General features: G+C 69.5%; 19 protein-coding genes and 1 pseudogene. 10 read left to right on the plus strand and 10 right to left on the minus strand.

Features of this window, described 5'->3' with window-relative positions; all coding sequences use genetic code 11:
* The 3 genes and pseudogenes from G7B71_RS14260 to pal all read left to right on the plus strand — a co-directional run.
* Window positions 1–501: pseudogene (locus G7B71_RS14260) on the plus strand (hypothetical protein); the annotation flags it as partial.
* A 25-nt stretch (window positions 502–526) separates the two neighbouring features.
* On the plus strand, window positions 527–1882 hold the full coding sequence (gene tolB, locus G7B71_RS14265; protein ID WP_166042069.1) for a Tol-Pal system beta propeller repeat protein TolB: 1356 nt from the start codon (window positions 527–529) through the stop codon (window positions 1880–1882).
* Between the two features lie 45 nt (window positions 1883–1927).
* Window positions 1928–2458, plus strand: a complete 531-nt coding sequence (pal, locus tag G7B71_RS14270) for a peptidoglycan-associated lipoprotein Pal (protein ID WP_166042071.1) — start codon at window positions 1928–1930, stop codon at window positions 2456–2458.
* A 160-nt stretch (window positions 2459–2618) separates the two neighbouring features.
* Here pal and G7B71_RS14275 read toward each other — a convergent pair whose 3' ends face one another.
* A complete protein-coding gene (locus G7B71_RS14275; protein ID WP_166042074.1) occupies window positions 2619–3482 on the minus strand; it encodes a S1/P1 nuclease in 864 nt (287 codons plus the stop codon).
* Between the two features lie 28 nt (window positions 3483–3510).
* Window positions 3511–4518, minus strand: a complete 1008-nt coding sequence (locus tag G7B71_RS14280; protein WP_243406258.1) for an isoaspartyl peptidase/L-asparaginase — start codon at window positions 4516–4518, stop codon at window positions 3511–3513.
* Window positions 4519–4683: 165 nt separating this feature from the next.
* On the opposite strand from G7B71_RS14280, the gene G7B71_RS14285 reads away from it, so the two are divergent.
* The 4 genes from G7B71_RS14285 to G7B71_RS14300 all read left to right on the plus strand — a co-directional run bounded on the left by G7B71_RS14285 (window position 4684) and on the right by G7B71_RS14300 (window position 7671).
* Entirely contained in the window at window positions 4684–5586 is a 903-nt protein-coding gene (locus tag G7B71_RS14285) for an SPFH domain-containing protein (protein WP_166042079.1), read from the plus strand.
* 16 nt (window positions 5587–5602) lie between these two features.
* The gene (locus G7B71_RS14290; protein WP_166042082.1) at window positions 5603–5818 is read left to right on the plus strand and encodes a toxin-antitoxin system HicB family antitoxin; all 216 of its coding nucleotides are present in this window, start codon (window positions 5603–5605) and stop codon (window positions 5816–5818) included.
* A gap of 142 nt (window positions 5819–5960) precedes the next feature.
* Complete coding sequence (ispG, locus tag G7B71_RS14295; RefSeq protein WP_166042084.1) at window positions 5961–7085, plus strand: flavodoxin-dependent (E)-4-hydroxy-3-methylbut-2-enyl-diphosphate synthase; 1125 nt, start codon at window positions 5961–5963, stop codon at window positions 7083–7085.
* A gap of 58 nt (window positions 7086–7143) precedes the next feature.
* The gene (locus tag G7B71_RS14300) at window positions 7144–7671 is read left to right on the plus strand and encodes a TIGR02281 family clan AA aspartic protease (protein WP_166042086.1); all 528 of its coding nucleotides are present in this window, start codon (window positions 7144–7146) and stop codon (window positions 7669–7671) included.
* On the opposite strand, the gene G7B71_RS14305 is transcribed toward G7B71_RS14300, so the two are convergent.
* Genes G7B71_RS14305 through G7B71_RS14325 form a run of 5 tightly spaced genes read right to left on the minus strand, consistent with a single transcriptional unit; the run spans window position 7668 to window position 12474 of the window.
* Window positions 7668–9752 carry a S9 family peptidase gene (locus G7B71_RS14305; RefSeq protein WP_166042089.1) on the minus strand — a complete coding sequence of 695 codons (2085 nt, stop codon included), beginning with the start codon at window positions 9750–9752 and terminating at the stop codon, window positions 7668–7670. The genes G7B71_RS14300 and G7B71_RS14305 overlap by 4 nt on opposite strands.
* Before the next feature lie 58 nt (window positions 9753–9810).
* On the minus strand, window positions 9811–10947 hold the full coding sequence (locus tag G7B71_RS14310; RefSeq protein ID WP_166042092.1) for a GNAT family N-acetyltransferase: 1137 nt from the start codon (window positions 10945–10947) through the stop codon (window positions 9811–9813).
* Between the two features lie 18 nt (window positions 10948–10965).
* A complete protein-coding gene (locus tag G7B71_RS14315; protein WP_166042095.1) occupies window positions 10966–11430 on the minus strand; it encodes a RidA family protein in 465 nt (154 codons plus the stop codon).
* Between the two features lie 9 nt (window positions 11431–11439).
* A complete protein-coding gene (locus G7B71_RS14320) occupies window positions 11440–12198 on the minus strand; it encodes an SDR family NAD(P)-dependent oxidoreductase (protein WP_166042098.1) in 759 nt (252 codons plus the stop codon).
* Complete coding sequence (locus tag G7B71_RS14325; RefSeq protein ID WP_166042101.1) at window positions 12199–12474, minus strand: DUF3572 family protein; 276 nt, start codon at window positions 12472–12474, stop codon at window positions 12199–12201.
* A gap of 16 nt (window positions 12475–12490) precedes the next feature.
* Between G7B71_RS14325 and G7B71_RS14330 the strand changes: the two genes are divergently transcribed.
* Window positions 12491–12892, plus strand: coding sequence for a response regulator (locus G7B71_RS14330; protein ID WP_166042103.1), 402 nt, complete (start codon window positions 12491–12493; stop codon window positions 12890–12892).
* Window positions 12893–13015: 123 nt separating this feature from the next.
* Here the strand turns inward: G7B71_RS14330 and rpmG are convergent, their stop codons facing one another.
* On the minus strand, window positions 13016–13183 hold the full coding sequence (gene rpmG / locus G7B71_RS14335; RefSeq protein ID WP_166042105.1) for a 50S ribosomal protein L33: 168 nt from the start codon (window positions 13181–13183) through the stop codon (window positions 13016–13018).
* A gap of 150 nt (window positions 13184–13333) precedes the next feature.
* Here rpmG and G7B71_RS14340 point away from each other — a divergent pair, with 150 nt between their 5' ends.
* On the plus strand, window positions 13334–13900 hold the full coding sequence (locus G7B71_RS14340) for a TMEM165/GDT1 family protein (protein ID WP_166042107.1): 567 nt from the start codon (window positions 13334–13336) through the stop codon (window positions 13898–13900).
* 54 nt (window positions 13901–13954) lie between these two features.
* Window positions 13955–15550, plus strand: a complete 1596-nt coding sequence (locus G7B71_RS14345; protein ID WP_166042109.1) for a cisplatin damage response ATP-dependent DNA ligase — start codon at window positions 13955–13957, stop codon at window positions 15548–15550.
* Here G7B71_RS14345 and G7B71_RS14350 read toward each other — a convergent pair.
* Together G7B71_RS14350 and G7B71_RS15800 are read right to left on the minus strand one after the other, a co-directional pair.
* The gene (locus G7B71_RS14350) at window positions 15547–15861 is read right to left on the minus strand and encodes a hypothetical protein (protein WP_166042111.1); all 315 of its coding nucleotides are present in this window, start codon (window positions 15859–15861) and stop codon (window positions 15547–15549) included. The two genes, G7B71_RS14345 and G7B71_RS14350, sit on opposite strands and share 4 nt — an antisense overlap.
* 186 nt (window positions 15862–16047) lie before the next feature.
* The gene (locus G7B71_RS15800; RefSeq protein ID WP_279338413.1) at window positions 16048–16668 is read right to left on the minus strand and encodes a cold-shock protein; all 621 of its coding nucleotides are present in this window, start codon (window positions 16666–16668) and stop codon (window positions 16048–16050) included.
* Between the last annotated feature and the right edge of the window lie 115 nt (window positions 16669–16783).

Raw genomic sequence — 16783 nt, forward strand, 5'->3', positions numbered from 1 at the left:
CGCACGGCCCGCTCCAACGTGCCGAGCCAGGCGCGCCCGCAGCCGCAGCGCCAGCCCCAGCGGCAACCGGCGACCCGGCCGGGCAGTGGCCAGGCGGAGCGGAGCCGCGGCTCGCGGCTGCCGAGCGCGGGCAGCTTCGGCGATGATGCGGGCACTTCCCGCGAGCAGGGCGCGGTGGTGACGGCGCAGGTCCGCGCCAGCCTCGACCAGGCGATCCTGCGCGCGCTCCAGCCGTGCCAGCGCCAAAATTTGCCGGCTTCCGAGGCGCGAGCGATCCGCGTGCGGGTGGCGGTCACCCTCAATGCCGACGGCAGTCTCGCGAGCGCGCGCGTCGCGGGCGTCAACGACTATGATGACAGCCTAAGTCGCTACGAGCAGCGCATGCGCGAGATCGCGCTGAGCGTGGTGCGGGAATGTACCCCGATCCGTGGCCTTCCGGCCGAATATTATTCCGTCGCCCGGGGCTGGCGGCAGTTCAATTATACCTTCCCGCGCGCGTGAGGCGGGGCAAGTGAAAGAGGGCAGCATGGGTAAGATCATTTCCGGGCTGTGGCTGACGGTGCTGCTGGCGCTTGCCGCGCCGGCGACCGCGCAGAACCAGCAACAGCCGCCCACCACGCCGCCCGAGGAGGTGATCGAGCTCGAGGTCGGCGAGGGCGTGTTCACGACCTTCAACGTCGCGGTGCCGGTGATGCCGACCCCGCAGGCTGTCGACACGCCGGCGGGCAACACCCAGAGGCTGGGCCAGCAGGTCGCCGAGATTATCGTCTCGGACCTTCGCAACTCGCGCCTGTTCCAGCCGCGCGGGCCGGGCGGGCTGCCGACTCCGAGCTTCGGCGAGGTCAGCTCCCCCAATTACGGCGTGTGGCAGGGCGTCGGCGCGCAGAACCTTGTCCAGGGCTATGTCCAGGCCAATGGCGACGGCTCACTGACGGTAGGCTGCTACCTCTATGACGTGGGCGGGCGGACCCAGCTGACGCGCCAGGGCTTCAACGTGCCGGTCGCCCAGTGGCGGCGGGCGGCGCACCGCTGCGCCGACACGATCTACAGCCGCCTGTCCGGCGACACCGGCTTCTTCGACACCCGCATCGTCTATGTGTCGGAGACCGGCCCGCCCAACCGCCGGATCAAGCGGCTGGCGATCATGGACTATGACGGCGGCAACCACCGCTTCCTGACCAACGGCCAGTGGACGGTGCTGACCCCGCGCTTCGCTCCGGACCAGCGCACGATCACGTTCATGAGCTACGAGAACGACCGGCCGCGCGTGTACGTGCTCGAAATGGGCACAGGCCGCGTGCGTCCGCTCGTGCCGGGCAACTACCAGACCTTCGCTCCGCGCTACTCGCCCGACAGCCGCTTCATCGTCTTCTCGATGGCGGTGAACGGCAACACCGACGTCTACCGGATCCCGGTCGAGGGCGGCACGCCGCAGCGGCTGACCAACGCGCCGGGAATCGACACCGGCGGCAGCTATTCGCCCGACGGCCGCCAGATCGTGTTCGAGAGCGACCGCGGCGGAAGCCAGCAGATCTATGTGATGAACGCGGACGGCTCCAACCAGCGCCGGATCAGCTTCGGCGGAGGCAGCTACGGAACGCCGGAATGGAGCCCGCGCGGCGACCTCATCGCCTTCACCAAGATCGGCGGCGGCTTCCGCATCGGCGTGATGACTCCGTCGGGCGGCGGCGAGCGCGTGCTCACCGGCGGCCCGCATGACGAGGGCCCGACCTGGGCGCCCAACGGCCGAGCGATCATGTTCTTCCGCGGCGCGAGCCGGGGCAACCTCTGGTATGTCGAGGCATCCGGCGGCGGCACCCGCCGAGTGGCGACCCCGCTCGAAGGCTCCGACCCGTCCTGGTCGCCGCTGAACCCTAACTGACCGTGACCCGAATTGATTCCCCCTGTCCCCGAGAGGAGAAGTCCGTTGAGTAAGACCCGAATCATCGCCACCGTGGCGCTCGGCGCCGCCTTGGTTGCCACCTCCGCCTGCTCGTCGCGGCGGCCGGAGAGCCTTCCGCCGGCGCCGGGCAGCGAAGGCCCGGGCTCAGGCATCGGCACCGATCCGGGCGGCACCGGCGTCGGCGCCATCGTGCCAGGCTCGCGCGCCGACTTCCTCCAGCAGGTGCCGTCCGACCGGGTCTATTTCGCGCTCGACAGCTACACGCTGACCAACGAGGCGCGCGCGGTGCTGGATTCGCAGGCGCAGTGGCTCAATGCCAATCCGGCGGTGAACGTCACCATCGAGGGCCATGCCGACGAGCGCGGCACCCGCGAATACAATCTCGCGCTCGGCGAGCGCCGGGCCAATGCGGCTCGGCTCTATCTCGAGAGCCGCGGAATCTCCTCGGCGCGCATGCAGACGATCAGCTGGGGCAAGGAACGGCTCGAATCGTTCGGCTCCGACGAGGCGTCCCACGCCCGCAACCGCCGCGCCGTCACGGTGGTGCCGGAGTAAGCTTCCTCTCCCCGGCGGGGAGAGGATTACGGAGCCTTGGCGGCTGCGCCGCCTAGGCGAAGTTGGTGAGGGGGTTCGGGTTCAGAGGATAGCCGCTGACTCAGGGACCCCTCACCCAACCCTCTCCCCGCTGGGGAGAGGGCCTTAGTGGCCCGGTCTCCTAGTTCAACGCCTCGTCGAGCAGCCTTGCGAGGCGCAGGCCGCCGCGCGTTACCTGGGTTCGGACGACCGGGATGATTTCGCGGATCTGCGCCTGGGTGATGACCGGCGGCTCGGCCGGGACGTCCGCGCAGGGGTCGGCGAGGACTCCGCCATAAGCGAAGCGGCGGCTGACCTCCCAGCTCTCCCGCGCCCAATCCTCGACGCTGCCCTGCGCCATCCCCGAGCGCTCGTCCCTGCCGAGCACGCTCAGCAAGCCGCGCGCCTCGCCGGGCGGGGTTGAGATGGAACGCTCGGCGAGCAGGCCGTCCCAAATGGCGTGGAGGTTCGACTGGATGCGGCTGTAATAGGCGCGGAAGCGGTTGCCGCCGAGATCGCCGCGGTCGCCGGCGTGGAGCGGCTGGTGAAGGTCGCCGACGAAGTGGATGAGGAACAGCAGCGCCTGGAGCCGCTCGCGGCGGGGCAGGGTGCGGTCCTTGAGCAGCCTCAGGTTTCGCTCGACCTGCGCCGACACGCAATTGCCGTTGGCGCAGGCGCTGGCCATGTCGAACGGGCGGCACACGTCGACATTCTGATAGTGCCAGGGCGCGGTGTAGCTGAACCGGTCGCCCATCCTGCGGACGCAATCCGCCCACACGCTCGCCTGGCCGATGGTGGCGACGGGACAGGCCGGCGTGTCGAGCAGTTCGCCCTGGCGAAGCAGCCGCCGGACCTCGGCGCGGGCCGCGGGGCTCGCCTCGTCGAGCGCGATGCGCGCGACCGTCTCGTGGCCATAGTCCCACCAGGCGGAGGCGGGCGCGGACAGGCCAAGGAGAGTCGCGAGGACGCTCAGCCTGAGCAGCGGTCTCGCCAGGAACTTGGTCATCTTCAAACTCTGCAAAAGACTCGCGCGGTCAGCCCCGCTCGCCGCCGCGGGCTGCGCTGACCGTGTCCTGCCCTTCCTCGTCGCCGTAGATGGCGACGCTTCGGCCGGCGGGGCTCGCCTGGCCGCGATACATTCCCGGCGTGTTGAAGCTGTAGATGCCGTCGCCGCGCGGGGTGACGACGATGACTCCGCCGGTGCCGCCCAGCGCATGCATCTCGCGGATCACCGTGTCGGCGGCCTGTTGGGCGCTGTCCTCGGTGAAGCGCAGGCGGGCGCAGATCTCGTGGGCGACGCCTTCGCGGATGAAGAACTCGCCGGCGCCGGTCGCCGACACGGCGCAGGCGCGGTCGTCGGCATAGGTGCCGGCGCCGATGATCGGCGAATCGCCGATCCGGCCCCAGCGCTTGCCGGTGAGGCCGCCGGTCGAGGTCGCAGCGGCGACATGGCCCTCGCGGTCGACGGCGACCGCGCCGACGGTGCCGTATTTGAGGTCGATGTCGAAACTCTCGGCGGACGGGCGGCTCAGGAACTCGTCGAGCTGGCGGCGCCGCTCGGGGGTGTGGAACCACTCGTTCGGCACCTGCTCGAGGCCCTGCTCGCGCGAGAACTGGTCGGCGCCGAGGCCGCGCAGGAAGACGTGGGGGCTCCCCTCCATCACCCGGCGGGCGAGGCTGACCGGGTGGCGGGTGTTGGAGGTGCCGGTGACCGCGCCGGCGCGACGGTCGCGGCCGTCCATGATCGACGCGTCATGCTCGATCGTCGCGTCATGGGTGAAGACGGCGCCGCGGCCGGCGTTGAAATTGGGATCGTCCTCGAGCTCGCGAACCGCCGCTTCGACCGCGTCCAGAGCGCTGCCGCCGCGCTCCAGCACCGCCGAGCCGGTCGCCAGGGCATGGTCGAGAGCGGCGCGGATCTCGCGCTCCTTCTCGGGGGTCAACCGGCCGCGTTCGATCACGCCCGCGCCGCCATGGATGACCAGCCGCCAGGCGGGGCGCTCGCCCTGGCTCTGGGGTTGGGCGACGGCGGTGGTGGACATCAACAGGGCTCCGATCAGCAGCAGCAAACGCATGGGGACCTCCATTCGGTGCACTGCCCTTAGGGGGTGAGATGGCGGAGGTGAAGAGACCGCTTCGAATCGGCTTGCGCGGGCGCCCCGGCTCATATAAATATGATATCAGTATTTATGGGAGGGAAGGAAAAAATGACCGACGTCCGCACCGAGGGACTGCGCGTGAGCCGCGAGGTGCCCGCCTCGACGATGAGCGGCTATCCGATGCTTCTGGTGCTTCTCGCAGCGATCGCACTGACGGTCTGGGGCGCGCTTCAGATCGAGGGGCCGCGGGAAATGCTCGGCATTGGCGCCGCGATCGGCGGAGTCCTCATTCTGCTGTTCGTCGCCTGCGGCTTCTACATGCTGCAGCCCAACCAGGCGGCGGCGATCACCCTGTTCGGCGACTATCGCGGCACCGACCGGTCGACCGGCTTGCGCTGGGTGCTGCCGTGGATGATCCGCAAGAAGGTGTCGGTGCGCGCGACCAACTTCATTTCCGAGCGGATCAAGGTCAACGAGCTGCGCGGCAACCCGGTCGAGATCGCGGCCCAGATCGTGTGGCGCGTGACCGACACCGCCCAGGCCTTGTTCGACGTCGACGACTATAAGGCGTTCGTCGTGGTTCAGACCGAGGCGGCGGTTCGCTCGGTCGGCTCGCGCTACGCCTATGACGATCTCGAGCATCAGGAAGAGGTGACTCTGCGCGGCAGCCATGAGGTGGTGAACAGCGAGCTTCGCCTGGAGCTGATCGAGCGCCTGAAGGTCGCCGGGATCACCATCGACGAATGCGGCCTCACCCACCTCGCCTATGCTCCGGAGATCGCCAGCGCGATGCTTCGCCGCCAGCAGGCGCAGGCGGTGGTCGCTGCGCGGGCGACGCTGGTCGCGGGAGCGGTCGGAATGGTCGAGATGGCGCTCGACTCCTTGAGCCAGAAGGGCGTCGTCGAGCTCGACGACGAGCGCCGAGCGACGATGGTGTCGAACCTCATGGTCGTGCTGTGCGGCGAGCGCGAGGCTCAGCCCGTGGTCAATGCCGGGACCCTGTATCAGTAACGAGGGGAGGCCCCTCGTGCCTGACAAGAAACCGCCCGACCCGAAGAAGGCCTTCCCGCTGCGCATCGAGCCGGCCCTGTGGGACCAGCTCGAGCGCTGCGCGGCGGCCGAGTTCCGAAGCGTCAACGCCGAGATCGAGGTGCTCCTGCGCGAGGCGCTGGCGCGGCGCGGGATCAAGGTCGCGCCGCCGGAGAAGCGGCCGCGCGGGCGGCCGAGGAAAGAGGAGGGGTGATATGCTGACCGTGCGTTTCGCGGGCCGCCTTCAGCTGAGATGGCTGAGCGGGGTGGCCGCCCTGCTTCTGGTCGCCGGAACCGTTATCGCCCTGAGCTAGGCCCGACTTTCGCTTGTAACCCCAAAGGCCTATATCCGCGCCATGTCCGTACGCCCCTGGAGAGATATCGTCCGCCGCCCGTCGCGGCAGATCATGGTCGGCAACGTCGCCGTCGGCGGCGACGCGCCGGTGACGGTGCAGACCATGACCAACACGCCGACGTCGGACGCCAAGGCGACGATCGACCAGATCCGCCGCTGCGAGGAGGCCGGCGTCGACATCATCCGCGTGTCCTGCCCCGACGTGGAATCGACGGCGGCGCTGAAGCAGATCGTGCGCGCGGCGCAGGTCCCGATCGTCGCCGACATCCATTTTCACTACAAGCGGGCGCTCGAGGCGGCCGACGCCGGCGCGGCCTGCCTGCGCATCAACCCGGGGAACATCGGCTCGGAGGACCGCGTGCGCGAGGTGATCGCGGCGGCCAAGGCGAACGGCTGCGCGATCCGCATCGGCGTCAACGCCGGCAGCCTCGAGAAGGACTTGCTCGAGAAGTACGGCGAGCCGTGCCCCGAGGCTCTGGTCGAGAGCGCGCTCGACCATATCAAGATCCTCCAGGACCACGATTTCCACGAATATAAGGTCGCGGTGAAGGCGAGCGACGTGTTCCTCGCGGTCGCGGCCTACCAGCAACTCGCCGAGGCGGTCGACTGCCCGCTCCATCTCGGCATCACCGAGGCCGGCGGCTTCGTCGGCGGCACCGTGAAGAGCGCGATCGGCATCGGCTCGCTGCTGTGGTTCGGGATCGGCGACACGATCCGCGTCTCGCTCTCGGCCGAGCCCGAGGAGGAGGTGCGGGTCGGCTACGAGATCCTCAAGAGCCTCGGCATCCGCAACCGCGGCGTCCGGGTGGTGTCGTGCCCGTCCTGCGCGCGCCAGGGTTTCGACGTGATCCGAACCGTGCAGACGCTGGAGGAGCGGCTCCAGCATATCCGAACGCCGATGTCGCTGTCGGTGCTCGGCTGCGTCGTCAACGGCCCCGGCGAGGCGCGCGAGACCGACATCGGCATCACCGGCGGCGGCAACGGCAAGCACATGGTCTATCTGTCCGGCGTCACCGATCACCATGTCCAGGACGCCGATATGATCGACCATATCGTCCGCCTCGTCGAAGCGAAGGCCGCCGAGATCGAGGCGGCGAATACGGGCCTTCCGGCCGCGGCGGAATAGCCCGGTTAACCATCCGCCTTAAGCGGGCCGAAGCGAGGCTCGGGCTAGGGCCGGCGCGATGCAGAAGGCGCTGTTCATCGTCATCGCGGTCGGGCTGGGAATCGGCTTTCTGATCCCGACCGGTCCGAGCGAGGCCCCCCAGACGGAGGCCGCGGCGGCCGACGCCGCGCCGGCCGAAGCGGCGCCCAAGGCGCGACCGGCGTCCGTGACCAGCGGCAGCTGGGGCGGCGAGGCGCGGCTCACGCGGCGCGGCAACGGCCATTTCTACGGCAATGCGATGGTCAACGGCCAGCCGGTCGAGATGATCATCGACACCGGCGCGAGCAGCGTCGCGCTCACCGTCGAGGATGCTCGGCGGATCGGCATCGCGGTCGATCCGGCGTCGTTCGAAGTGGTCGGCACCGGCGCCTCCGGCCCGGTGCGCGGCCAGCCCATCCAGCTCGACAGCGTCGAGCTCGAGGGACGGCGGATCAACGGAGTCAGCGGCGCCGTGCTGGAAGGGCTCGAGCACTCGCTGCTCGGCCAGTCCTATCTCAGCCGGATCGGCTCGATCACCATGAACGGCGACTATCTGACGCTTCGTTAGTCCGCGGCGGCGGTTCGCTGCGGCGGGGTCCAGCCCTCGCGATAGCGCTCGAACCAGGCGAGGATCGCGCTCACCCGAGCGGCGCTCTGCGACGGCCGGCCGGCGAGATTGTGCGGAGCGCCCGGCACCCGGATCAGCGCGGTCGGCACGCCGCGCAGCTGAAGCGCGTTGTAATATTGCTCCGCCTCGCTCGACGGCGTGCGGTTGTCCTCGGCGCCGACGACGACCAGCGCCGGGGTCTGCACGTTGCCGACCAGCGACAGCGGCGAACGGCGCCAATAGGCCTCCATATTCTCCCACGGCATTCCGCCCATCCAGTAGCGGGCGTAAGCGGCGACGCCGTCGGAGGTCAGCGCGAAGCTCGTCCAGTTGATCACCGGCTTCTGCACCGCCGCGGCGCGGAAGCGGTTGGTCCGGCCGATGATCCACGAGCTGAGCACGCCGCCGCCCGATCCGCCGGTGACGAACAAGCGGTTCTCGTCAGCGAAGCCCTCCGCGATCGCCGCGTCGACCGCGCTCATCAGGTCGTCATAGTCGTAGCCGGGATAGGCGAGGTGGATCTGGTCGGCGAAGTCCTGGCCGTAGGAGGTCGAGCCGCGCGGGTTGACCGACAGCACCGCATAGCCGGCGGCGGCATAGAGCTGGTTGTCGGTGGCGAAGTGAGGACCATAGGCCTGCCACGGGCCGCCATGGATCTCGAGGACCAGCGGGTGGCGCTGGCCGTCGACATGGCCAGGCGGCAGAGTCAGCCACGCCTCCACGGGCCGCTGGTCGTGCGACGAGCGAGTCGCGATCCGGCGCACCTCGCCGAGCCTCTTGTGGGCGAGAAGATCCTCGTTGAGGCGGGTGAGCTGGCGAACCGCGCCGCCGCGCACCAGCGCGACGTCGGCGGGACGGATCCCGCTGCCGGCGGTGATCGCCAGGGTGCCGTCGCGCGCGACGCTATACTCGCCGCCGCTATAGGGCCGGTCGATGCTGCCGCCGCTGAGGCCCTCCGCCACGGTGCGGATGCTGCCGTCGAGCCCGACCCGCGCGACCTTGCGCGTGCCGTGCTCGTCATAACTGACATAGATAGACCGCCCGTCCGCGGCCCATTGCGGCGAGTCGAGGTCGCGGTCGAGCCCGACGGTGAGCGAGCGGCGGTTCGAGCCGTCGCGGTCCATCACATAGAGCTGCGCCTGGGTGTAGCCATAGCCACGGTCGTCGAAGCCGAGATAGGCGATTCGGCTGCCGTCCGGCGACACCATTGGCGCGAAATCGGGTCCGTCGCGGTCGGTGAGCGCGCGCATCGCACCGCTCGCCATGTCGACCGCGTAGATCTCGGCATCGAGCGGGTCGCGCTCCCAGTCCGGGGAGCGGTTGGCGCTGGTGTAGATGCTGCGGCCGTCCGCCGACCATTCCACCGGGCCGTCATGGTGGAAGTCGCCGGAGGTAAGCTGGCGCGGCGTGCCGCCCTCGGCCGGAACCACGAACAAATGGCTGTAACCCGGACGGATGAAGCCCTGGCCGTCGGCGCGATAGGTGACGTTGGTGATCTGCTGGAGCGGCTCGGCCCATTGCGCGCCCTCGGGCTTGGCGGGCGCGCGCCCAAGCCGGGCCGGCTCGCCCGGCACCAGCATCGAGTAAGCGATGTGGCGCCCGTCGGGCGACCAGGCGATGCTCCCCGGAGCGTTGGGAAGGCCGGTGATGCGCACCGCTTCGCCGCTCGCCATCCAGCGCACGTAGAGCTGCGACTGCCCGCCCTCGGCCGAGGAGATGTAGGCGAGGCGCGCGCCGTCCGGCGACCAGCGCGGCGACATGTGCGCGCCCGGCCCGGCCGCGAGCGGCGCCTGCTCGCCGGTCGCGGCGTCGATCAGCCAGATGGTCGGCCGCATCCGGTCGGTCATGACGTCGCCGGAGCGGCGGACATAGGCGACTCGGCGGCCGTCGGGGCTGATCTGCGGATCGCCCGCCACTTCGAGCCCGAACAGGTCGCTCGCCTCGAACGTCCGGCTCGCCCCCTGCGGCGGCGACGCCGCCGGCTGCTGCGCCAGCGCGGCCGGCGAGAGGGTGAGCAAAGTGAGTGCGATCAGCGTCCGCATGGGGCCCCCTGTCATGATTGGGCGCGATCCTAGCCGAAGCCGCCCGCGCGGCAAGCGGTCAGCCTTTCTTGAACGGCGCGTGTTCGTCCAAGGCCCTGATTTCTTCGACGACGGCGGGCCGCTCCGCCTCGAGATAGCGGGCGACGGCGTCGGACAGGCGCGGATCGGCGAAATGATGGGCGGAATAGGTCGGCACGGGGCGGTAGCCGCGGGCGAGCTTGTGCGAACCCTGGGCGCCGGCCTCGACCCGGGCGAGGCCGCGGGCGATCGCTTCGTCGATGGCGCGGTAATAGCACAGCTCGAAATGGAGGCCGGGCACGTCCTCGGTGCAGCCCCAATAGCGGCCATAGAGGGCGTCGCCGCCGATCAGGTTGAGCGCGCCGGCGATCGGCACGCCGTCCCTCAGCGCGAGGATCAGAAGGATCCGGTCGGCCATCCGCTCGCCGATCAGCGAGAAGAAGCTGCGGGCCAGGTAGGGCCGGCCCCATTTCCGAGCGCCGGTGTCCTGGTAGAAGGCCCAGAAGGCGTCCCAATGCGCTTCGCTGATGCCGTCCCCGCTAAGGTGGACGACTTCGAGCCCCTCGACCGCCCGCGCCCGTTCCTTGCGGATCGCCTTGCGCTTGGCCGAGGACAGAGCGGCGAGGAAATCGTCGAAGCTGGCGAAGCCGTCATTGTGCCAGTGGAACTGGCTGTCGATTCGGATCAGCCAGCCGGCGCGCTCGAACAGCGCCACTTCCGACGGGTCGATGAAGGTCGCGTGGGCCGATGAGAGATGGTTCTGGGCGACCACCCGCTCCGCGGCCGCGATCAGCGCCGGCGCGAGCGCGGGCTCGGCGGCGAGCAGCCGCCGCCCGGGCACCGGGGTGAACGGCACCGCGATCTGGAGCTTGGGATAATAACGCCCGCCGGCGCGCTCGAGCGCGTCGGCCCAGCCATGGTCGAAGACATATTCGCCCTGGCTGTGGCTCTTGACGTAGGCGGGCAGAACCGCGTCGGGCGCGCCGCCGAGCCCGTCGATCGCGATCGGCGCCGGCTGCCACCCGGTGCGCGCGCCGACGCTTCCCGATTGCTCGAGCGCGGCCAGGAAGGCGTGGCTGAGGAAGGGGTTGTCGCCGCCGGCGCAACGGTCCCACGCGGCCGAGTCGAAGGCGGCCACGCCGGACGCGATGCGCGCGACGATCTGCTCGGCGCTCATGCGCCGGGCCTGGTCAGGTCAAGCGGGGCGAACCGCGACGACGGCATCGACCTCGACCGCGACTCCGAGCGGGAGCGCCGGAACGCCGACCGCGCTTCGGGCGTGACGGCCGGCTTCGCCGAACACGTCCTGCATCAGCTCGGAGGCACCATTGGCGACCTTGGGCTGATCGGTGAACGAGCCGGCGCTGTTCACGAATACGCCGAGCTTCACGATGCGCTCGACGCGGTCGAGGCCGACCGCCTTGTCGATCTGCGCGAGAAGCATGATTCCGCAGGCGCGGGCGGCGGCGGCGCCGGCCTCGACGTCCATGTCCTCGCCGAGTCGGCCCTTGATCAACTGGCCGTCGGCCTGGCTGACCTGCCCCGAAATATGGAGCAGCCCATTGGCCTCGACGGCGGGCACGTAGGAGGCGACCGGAGCGGCGGCCTCGGGAAGGGTGAGGCCGAGTTCGGCCAGGCGGTCATGGATCTTGCTGGTCATGCGCGCGAGCTAGGCCGTCGCCCCCTCGCGCGCAACCGTGAAACCGGCGAAGCTCTGGCTGACCGGCATCAGCTCGATCGTGTTGATGTTGAGGTGCGGCGGCAGGGTCGCGAGCCAGTGGAGCGTGTCGGCGATGTCGTCGCCGGTCATCGGGTCCATGCCGGCGTAGAGCGCGTCCGACGCGGCTTGGTCGCCGCCGGTGCGGACCAGGGTGAAGTCGGTCTCGACCATTCCCGGCTCGATCGAGGTGACCCGGACGCCGGTGCCGTGGAGGTCGCAGCGCAGGTCGAGCGAGAACTGGCGGACAAACGCCTTGCTGGCGGCATAGACCGCGCCGCCGCGATAGGGATAGGTCGCCGCGACCGAGCTCAAGTTGAGGACCGCGCCCTTGCGCTCGATCAGGCCGGGAAGCAGGTGCCGCGTGATCGCGATCAGGCCGGAAATGTTGGTCTGCACGACGTTGAGCGAGGCGTCGAGATCGGCCTCCTGCATCGGCTGCATCGGCGGGGCGAGGCCGGCATTGTTGACCAGCACGTCGACGGCGCGAAAGCGCTCGGAGAGCGAATCGACCGCGGCCGGGATCGCTTCAATGTCACGGATGTCGAGGTCGAGGCCGTGGAAGGCCTCGCCGAGCTCGGCGGCCAGCGCGTCGAGCCGTTCGCGGCGGCGGCCGGTGCCCACCACCAGCCAGCCCTCGCGCGCGAATCGCCGTGCCGTCGCCGCGCCGATCCCCGCGGTCGCGCCCGTGATCAGAACCGTCTTGGTCATTCACTCATTCTCCAGCTGACGGCGTGCCCCTACGAGATCGGACGGAGCCGCGCCAAGGTCGCTCGCGCAGGCGACGAGGTCGGGCTCCCAGGCTTCGAGGAAGCGGATCGCTGCGGCGAGCACGGCCGCATTGCCGAGGCCGGCGCGGAGCTGGTCCGGAGTCAGGCCGGTCGTGGCGAGCAGCCGCTGCGCGCGCGATTCGTCGCTCAGGACCCACGCCAGCGCGGAGAGCGCCAGAGCGTCTGAGGCCACCTTATTTGTTTCGTTACGCATCATCGCCTAGGACGCCCCGGTGGGTCAGAAAATCCTGATTGTCGAGGACAACGAGCTCAACCTGAGGCTGTTCTGCGACCTGTTGCGGGCGCATGGCTTCGAGGTCGAGCCGGTGCGCGACGGCCGCGAGGCGCTTGACCGCGCCCGCGAATTCGAGCCCGAGCTGGTCGTCATGGACATCCAGATGCCGCATATCAGCGGGCTGGAGCTCATCGAGCAGATGAAGCAGGAGGAGGCGCTGGCGCCGGTGCCGGTGCTGGCGGTGACCGCCTATGCGGCCAAGGGCGACGAGGAGCGGATCCGCGACGCCGGCGCCGAGGGCTATGTGTCCAAGCCGATTTCGGTGATGAAGTTCGTCGAGGCGGTGCGCGCGCTGCTGCCGACGGCGGAGGACGCAGCGCCTGAGGGACAGCTGCTCTAACGGCAAAAGGCCACGGTCATCCCGAACCGATTCGGGATCCATGGCCCAGCCTGTTTCAGAATTTTCGGGAAGCGCGGCGCCTTGCGGCGCCCGGACGGTGGCGGGCGAGCGCCCGCCGCAGCGTCACTTGATCTTGGCTTCCTTGAACTCGACGTGCTTACGCACGCGCGGATCATATTTCCGGAAGGTCATCTTCTCGGTGATGTTCCGCGGGTTCTTCTTCGTCACGTAGAAAAAGCCGGTGTCGGCCGTGCTGACGAGCTTGATCTTGATAGTGGTCGGCTTGGCCATGGCAGCCTCTGAAATCCCGAGATGTAGAAAAAAATGAAGCGGCGCTGCCGCCGCTCACGTGCGGGCGGCCAAATGCGGCCAAATCTGCGAAAAGTCAAGGTGGGCGCGGGTTAACCCGGTTGGAACGGCGAAGGGTGTATGGGGAAGGCGATGGACGCCCTCCTGTTCGCCTTCGTCGCGGCCGCGCTTGCCGGCATCGGCGACCAGACTCAAGTGCTCGCCGGCTCACTGTCGGCGCGCGGCGACCGCCCCGGCGCAATCCTCGCCGGAATGGCGATAGCCGCGGCGGGCATGGCCGCGATCGCGTTTATCGCCGCTTCGTTCGTCAGCGACATGGTCGGCGTCCGCGCCCAGACCCAGTTCGTCGCGCTTGCCCTGGCCTTTGCCGGGATCACCGGCCTGATGAAGCCGGAGCCGCTGCGCTGGGCCGAGCGGGTCCGCTGGGGCGGTTTCCTCGGCGCGCTCCTCTTCGGCGGCTATGCGGCGGCGAGCGGGCGAATCCAGTTCATGAGCCTCGCCTTCGCGATCCGCGCCGAGATGCCCGTATTCGCCGCGGTCGGCGGAGCGCTGGGCCTGCTCGCCGCGGCGATCCCGGCGGCGCTGCTCGGCGACAAGTTCCTCGCCCTCAACCTGCGGCCGGCGCGCATCGCCATCGGCGTCGTTCTGCTGGTCGCCGGCGCGCTTGTCTTCCTCAACGCGCCGCCGCCCGCCGTCTGAGGAAATCGTTTCGGCGGTGGAGCTTGTCCGCGCCTTACTTATTGTAGTCGGGCGATGCGCGACTTTTCCCAGCTTCTCGACGCCCTCGTCTACACGCGCTCGCGCAACGCCAAGCTGAAGCTGATCGGCGACTATCTAAAGCGCACGCCCGATCCCGACCGCGGCTGGGCGCTCGCCGCGCTGACCGGCGAGCTCGACATTCCCGGGGTGAAGCCGGCGCTGGTTCGCGCGCTGATCGAGGAGCGCTGCGATCCTTTGCTGTTCCGGATGAGCTGGGACTATGTCGGCGACATGGCCGAGACGGTCGCCCTGCTGTGGCCCAAGCGGAGCGAGCAGCCGGCGGAGATCGACGACGGCACGCTGCGCATCGGCGCGGTGGTCGAGCGGCTGCGCACGCTCGGCAAGGCCGAGGCGCCGGCGGCGATCGCCGAGATGCTCGACCATCTCGACGCGTCGGGCCGCTACGCCCTGCTCAAGTTCGCGACGGGCGAACTTCGCATCGGAGTCAGCGCCCGCCTCGCCAAGACGGCGCTGGCGCAGGCGTTCGAGCTCGACGTCGACGAGGTCGAGGAGGTCTGGCACGGCATCGACCCGCCCTATCTTCCGCTGTTCGACTGGGCGGAGGGCAGGGGGCCGCGGCCGCGCGCCGAGGACGTGCCGGTGTTCCGCCCGTTCATGCTCGCCCATCCCCTCGAGGACAGTCAGGTCGACCTCGCCGATTATGCCGCCGAGTGGAAGTGGGACGGAATCCGCGTCCAGATCGTCCGGGTCGGCGGCGAAACCCGGCTCTACAGCCGTGCCGGCGACGACATTACGCGAAGTTTTCCGGACGTAGCCGAGGCCTTCGACCGCGACGGAGTCCTCGACGGCGAGCTGCTCGTCAAAGGCGAGGCGCAGGGCGGGCTCGCGGCGAGCTTCAACGCGCTCCAGCAAAGGCTCGGCCGAAAGGCGGTGTCGGCGCGGATGCTCGCCGATTATCCGGCCTTCGTGCGGCTCTACGACATCCTGCTCGACGCGAAGGAGGATTTGCGGCCGCAGGCCTGGGCGGAGCGGCGCGAGCGGCTGGAGCGCTTCGTACCGGCGCTCGATCCCGACCGGTTCGACCTGTCGACCCTGATCGAAGCCACGAGCTTCGCCGAGCTCGAGGACATTCGCGCCGGCGCCCGCGACGCCGCCATCGAGGGCGTCATGCTGAAGCGCCGCGACAGCCCCTATGTCGCCGGCCGCCGCACCGGCCTGTGGTACAAGTGGAAGCGCGACCCGCTCACCGCCGACTGCGTGCTGATGTATGCCGCGCGCGGCTCCGGCAAGCGCTCATCCTATTATTCGGACTATACGTTCGGCTGCTGGAGTGGCGAGGAGCAGGGGGAGGGGGAGCTGCTACCGGTCGGAAAGGCCTATTTCGGCTTTACCGACGAGGAGCTGATGTGGCTCGACCGCTTCGTGCGCAACCACACGGTGCAGCGCTTCGGCCCGGTCCGCGAGGTCGAGAAGAGCCTGGTGCTCGAAGTCGCCTTCGATTCGATCCACCTCAGTAAGCGCCACAAGTCCGGCCTCGCCATGCGCTTCCCGCGCATCTCGCGGATTCGTAACGACAAGCCCGCGCAGGAGGCGGACACGACCGGCGCGCTGAAGAAGCTGGTGACCTAGATGTCGCCGGAGCGGTGCATCAGGCTTTCGCCCAGCGCGCGGAAGTCGCGGCCGCCGGCGCCCATCGCCTCTCCGCAGCGGCGAACCAGGGTTTCGCGCTCGGCGAGCGGCGGCGATTCCTGACCGGCCTCGGCCTCCGGGTCGAAACCCGAATCGGCGGCGTCGAGCCGGCCGAGGAAATAGTGGGCGCCGGTCATGCCGGCGGAGCGGACGCGCGGATCGTCTTCCCGCGCCAGCTCGGCCATCAGCCGGTAGCAGCGCAGGTCGAGCGAATTCGCATCGGCGGCGGAACTGAGCGCCAACAGCGCCAAGGACAATACGCTTCCCATGTCGAGGGTGGTAAACGCCCAGACGTGGAAAAGGGGTGCGGGGACAAGGTTTACGCGGCGCAAACCATGTCGCGCACGAAAACAGCCGCCCCGGCATGAACCGGGGCGGCCGTCCTGGACAGCGGGATATTTATCGAGACATGCCGGCGCAGGCCGGCATGTCGCTTACTACTGGATCGCGATCAGATTGACCGCGGCGGTCTTGCCGCGCCGGTCGACTTCCAGCTCGAACTCGAGCCGGTCGCCTTCCTGGAGCGAGTGGATGCCCGCGCGCTGCATCGCCGAGATGTGGACGAAAGCGTCCGGCTGCCCGTCATCGCGGGTGATGAAGCCGAAGCCCTTGGTCGCGTTGAAGAACTTGACCGTGCCCGTGGCCTTCTCGCCGGTCAGCTCGCGCTGCGGGCCGCGCCCGGCGCCGAAGCCGCCGGCGTCACGATCGCGCGGAGGACCGCGATCCTCGACCGGGAGCGGATCGCCCTCGATCTTGAGGTCGGTCGCCGAGATGCGCCCGCCGCGGTCCACCAGGGTGAACTCGAGCGGCTGGCCCTCGGCCAGGCCGGTCAGGCCGGCCTGCTCGACCGCGGAGATGTGGACGAACACGTCCTCGCCGCCATCGTCGCGGACGACGAAGCCGAAGCCCTTCTGGGAGTTGAAGAATTTGACGACGCCCTTGCCTTCGCCGACGACCTGGGGAGGCATTCCGCCGCCGCCGCCGCCACGGAAGCCGCCGCCGCCGCCGCCGCCGCCGAAGCCACCGCCGCCACCACGGAAGCCGGCGCGTCGCCCCACCTGCTCGAGCCGGTGCGGCGCGTGACGACCACGACCCGGGCGAGCGCCTCGTCGGAGGCGACTCCGGCGATCGCGTGCCCGCGCGACTACACGCTCGGCTCGGAGCAGCCGGAGC

Source organism: Sphingosinicella sp. YJ22 (genome assembly GCF_011320075.1).
Classification (GTDB): domain Bacteria; phylum Pseudomonadota; class Alphaproteobacteria; order Sphingomonadales; family Sphingomonadaceae; genus Allosphingosinicella.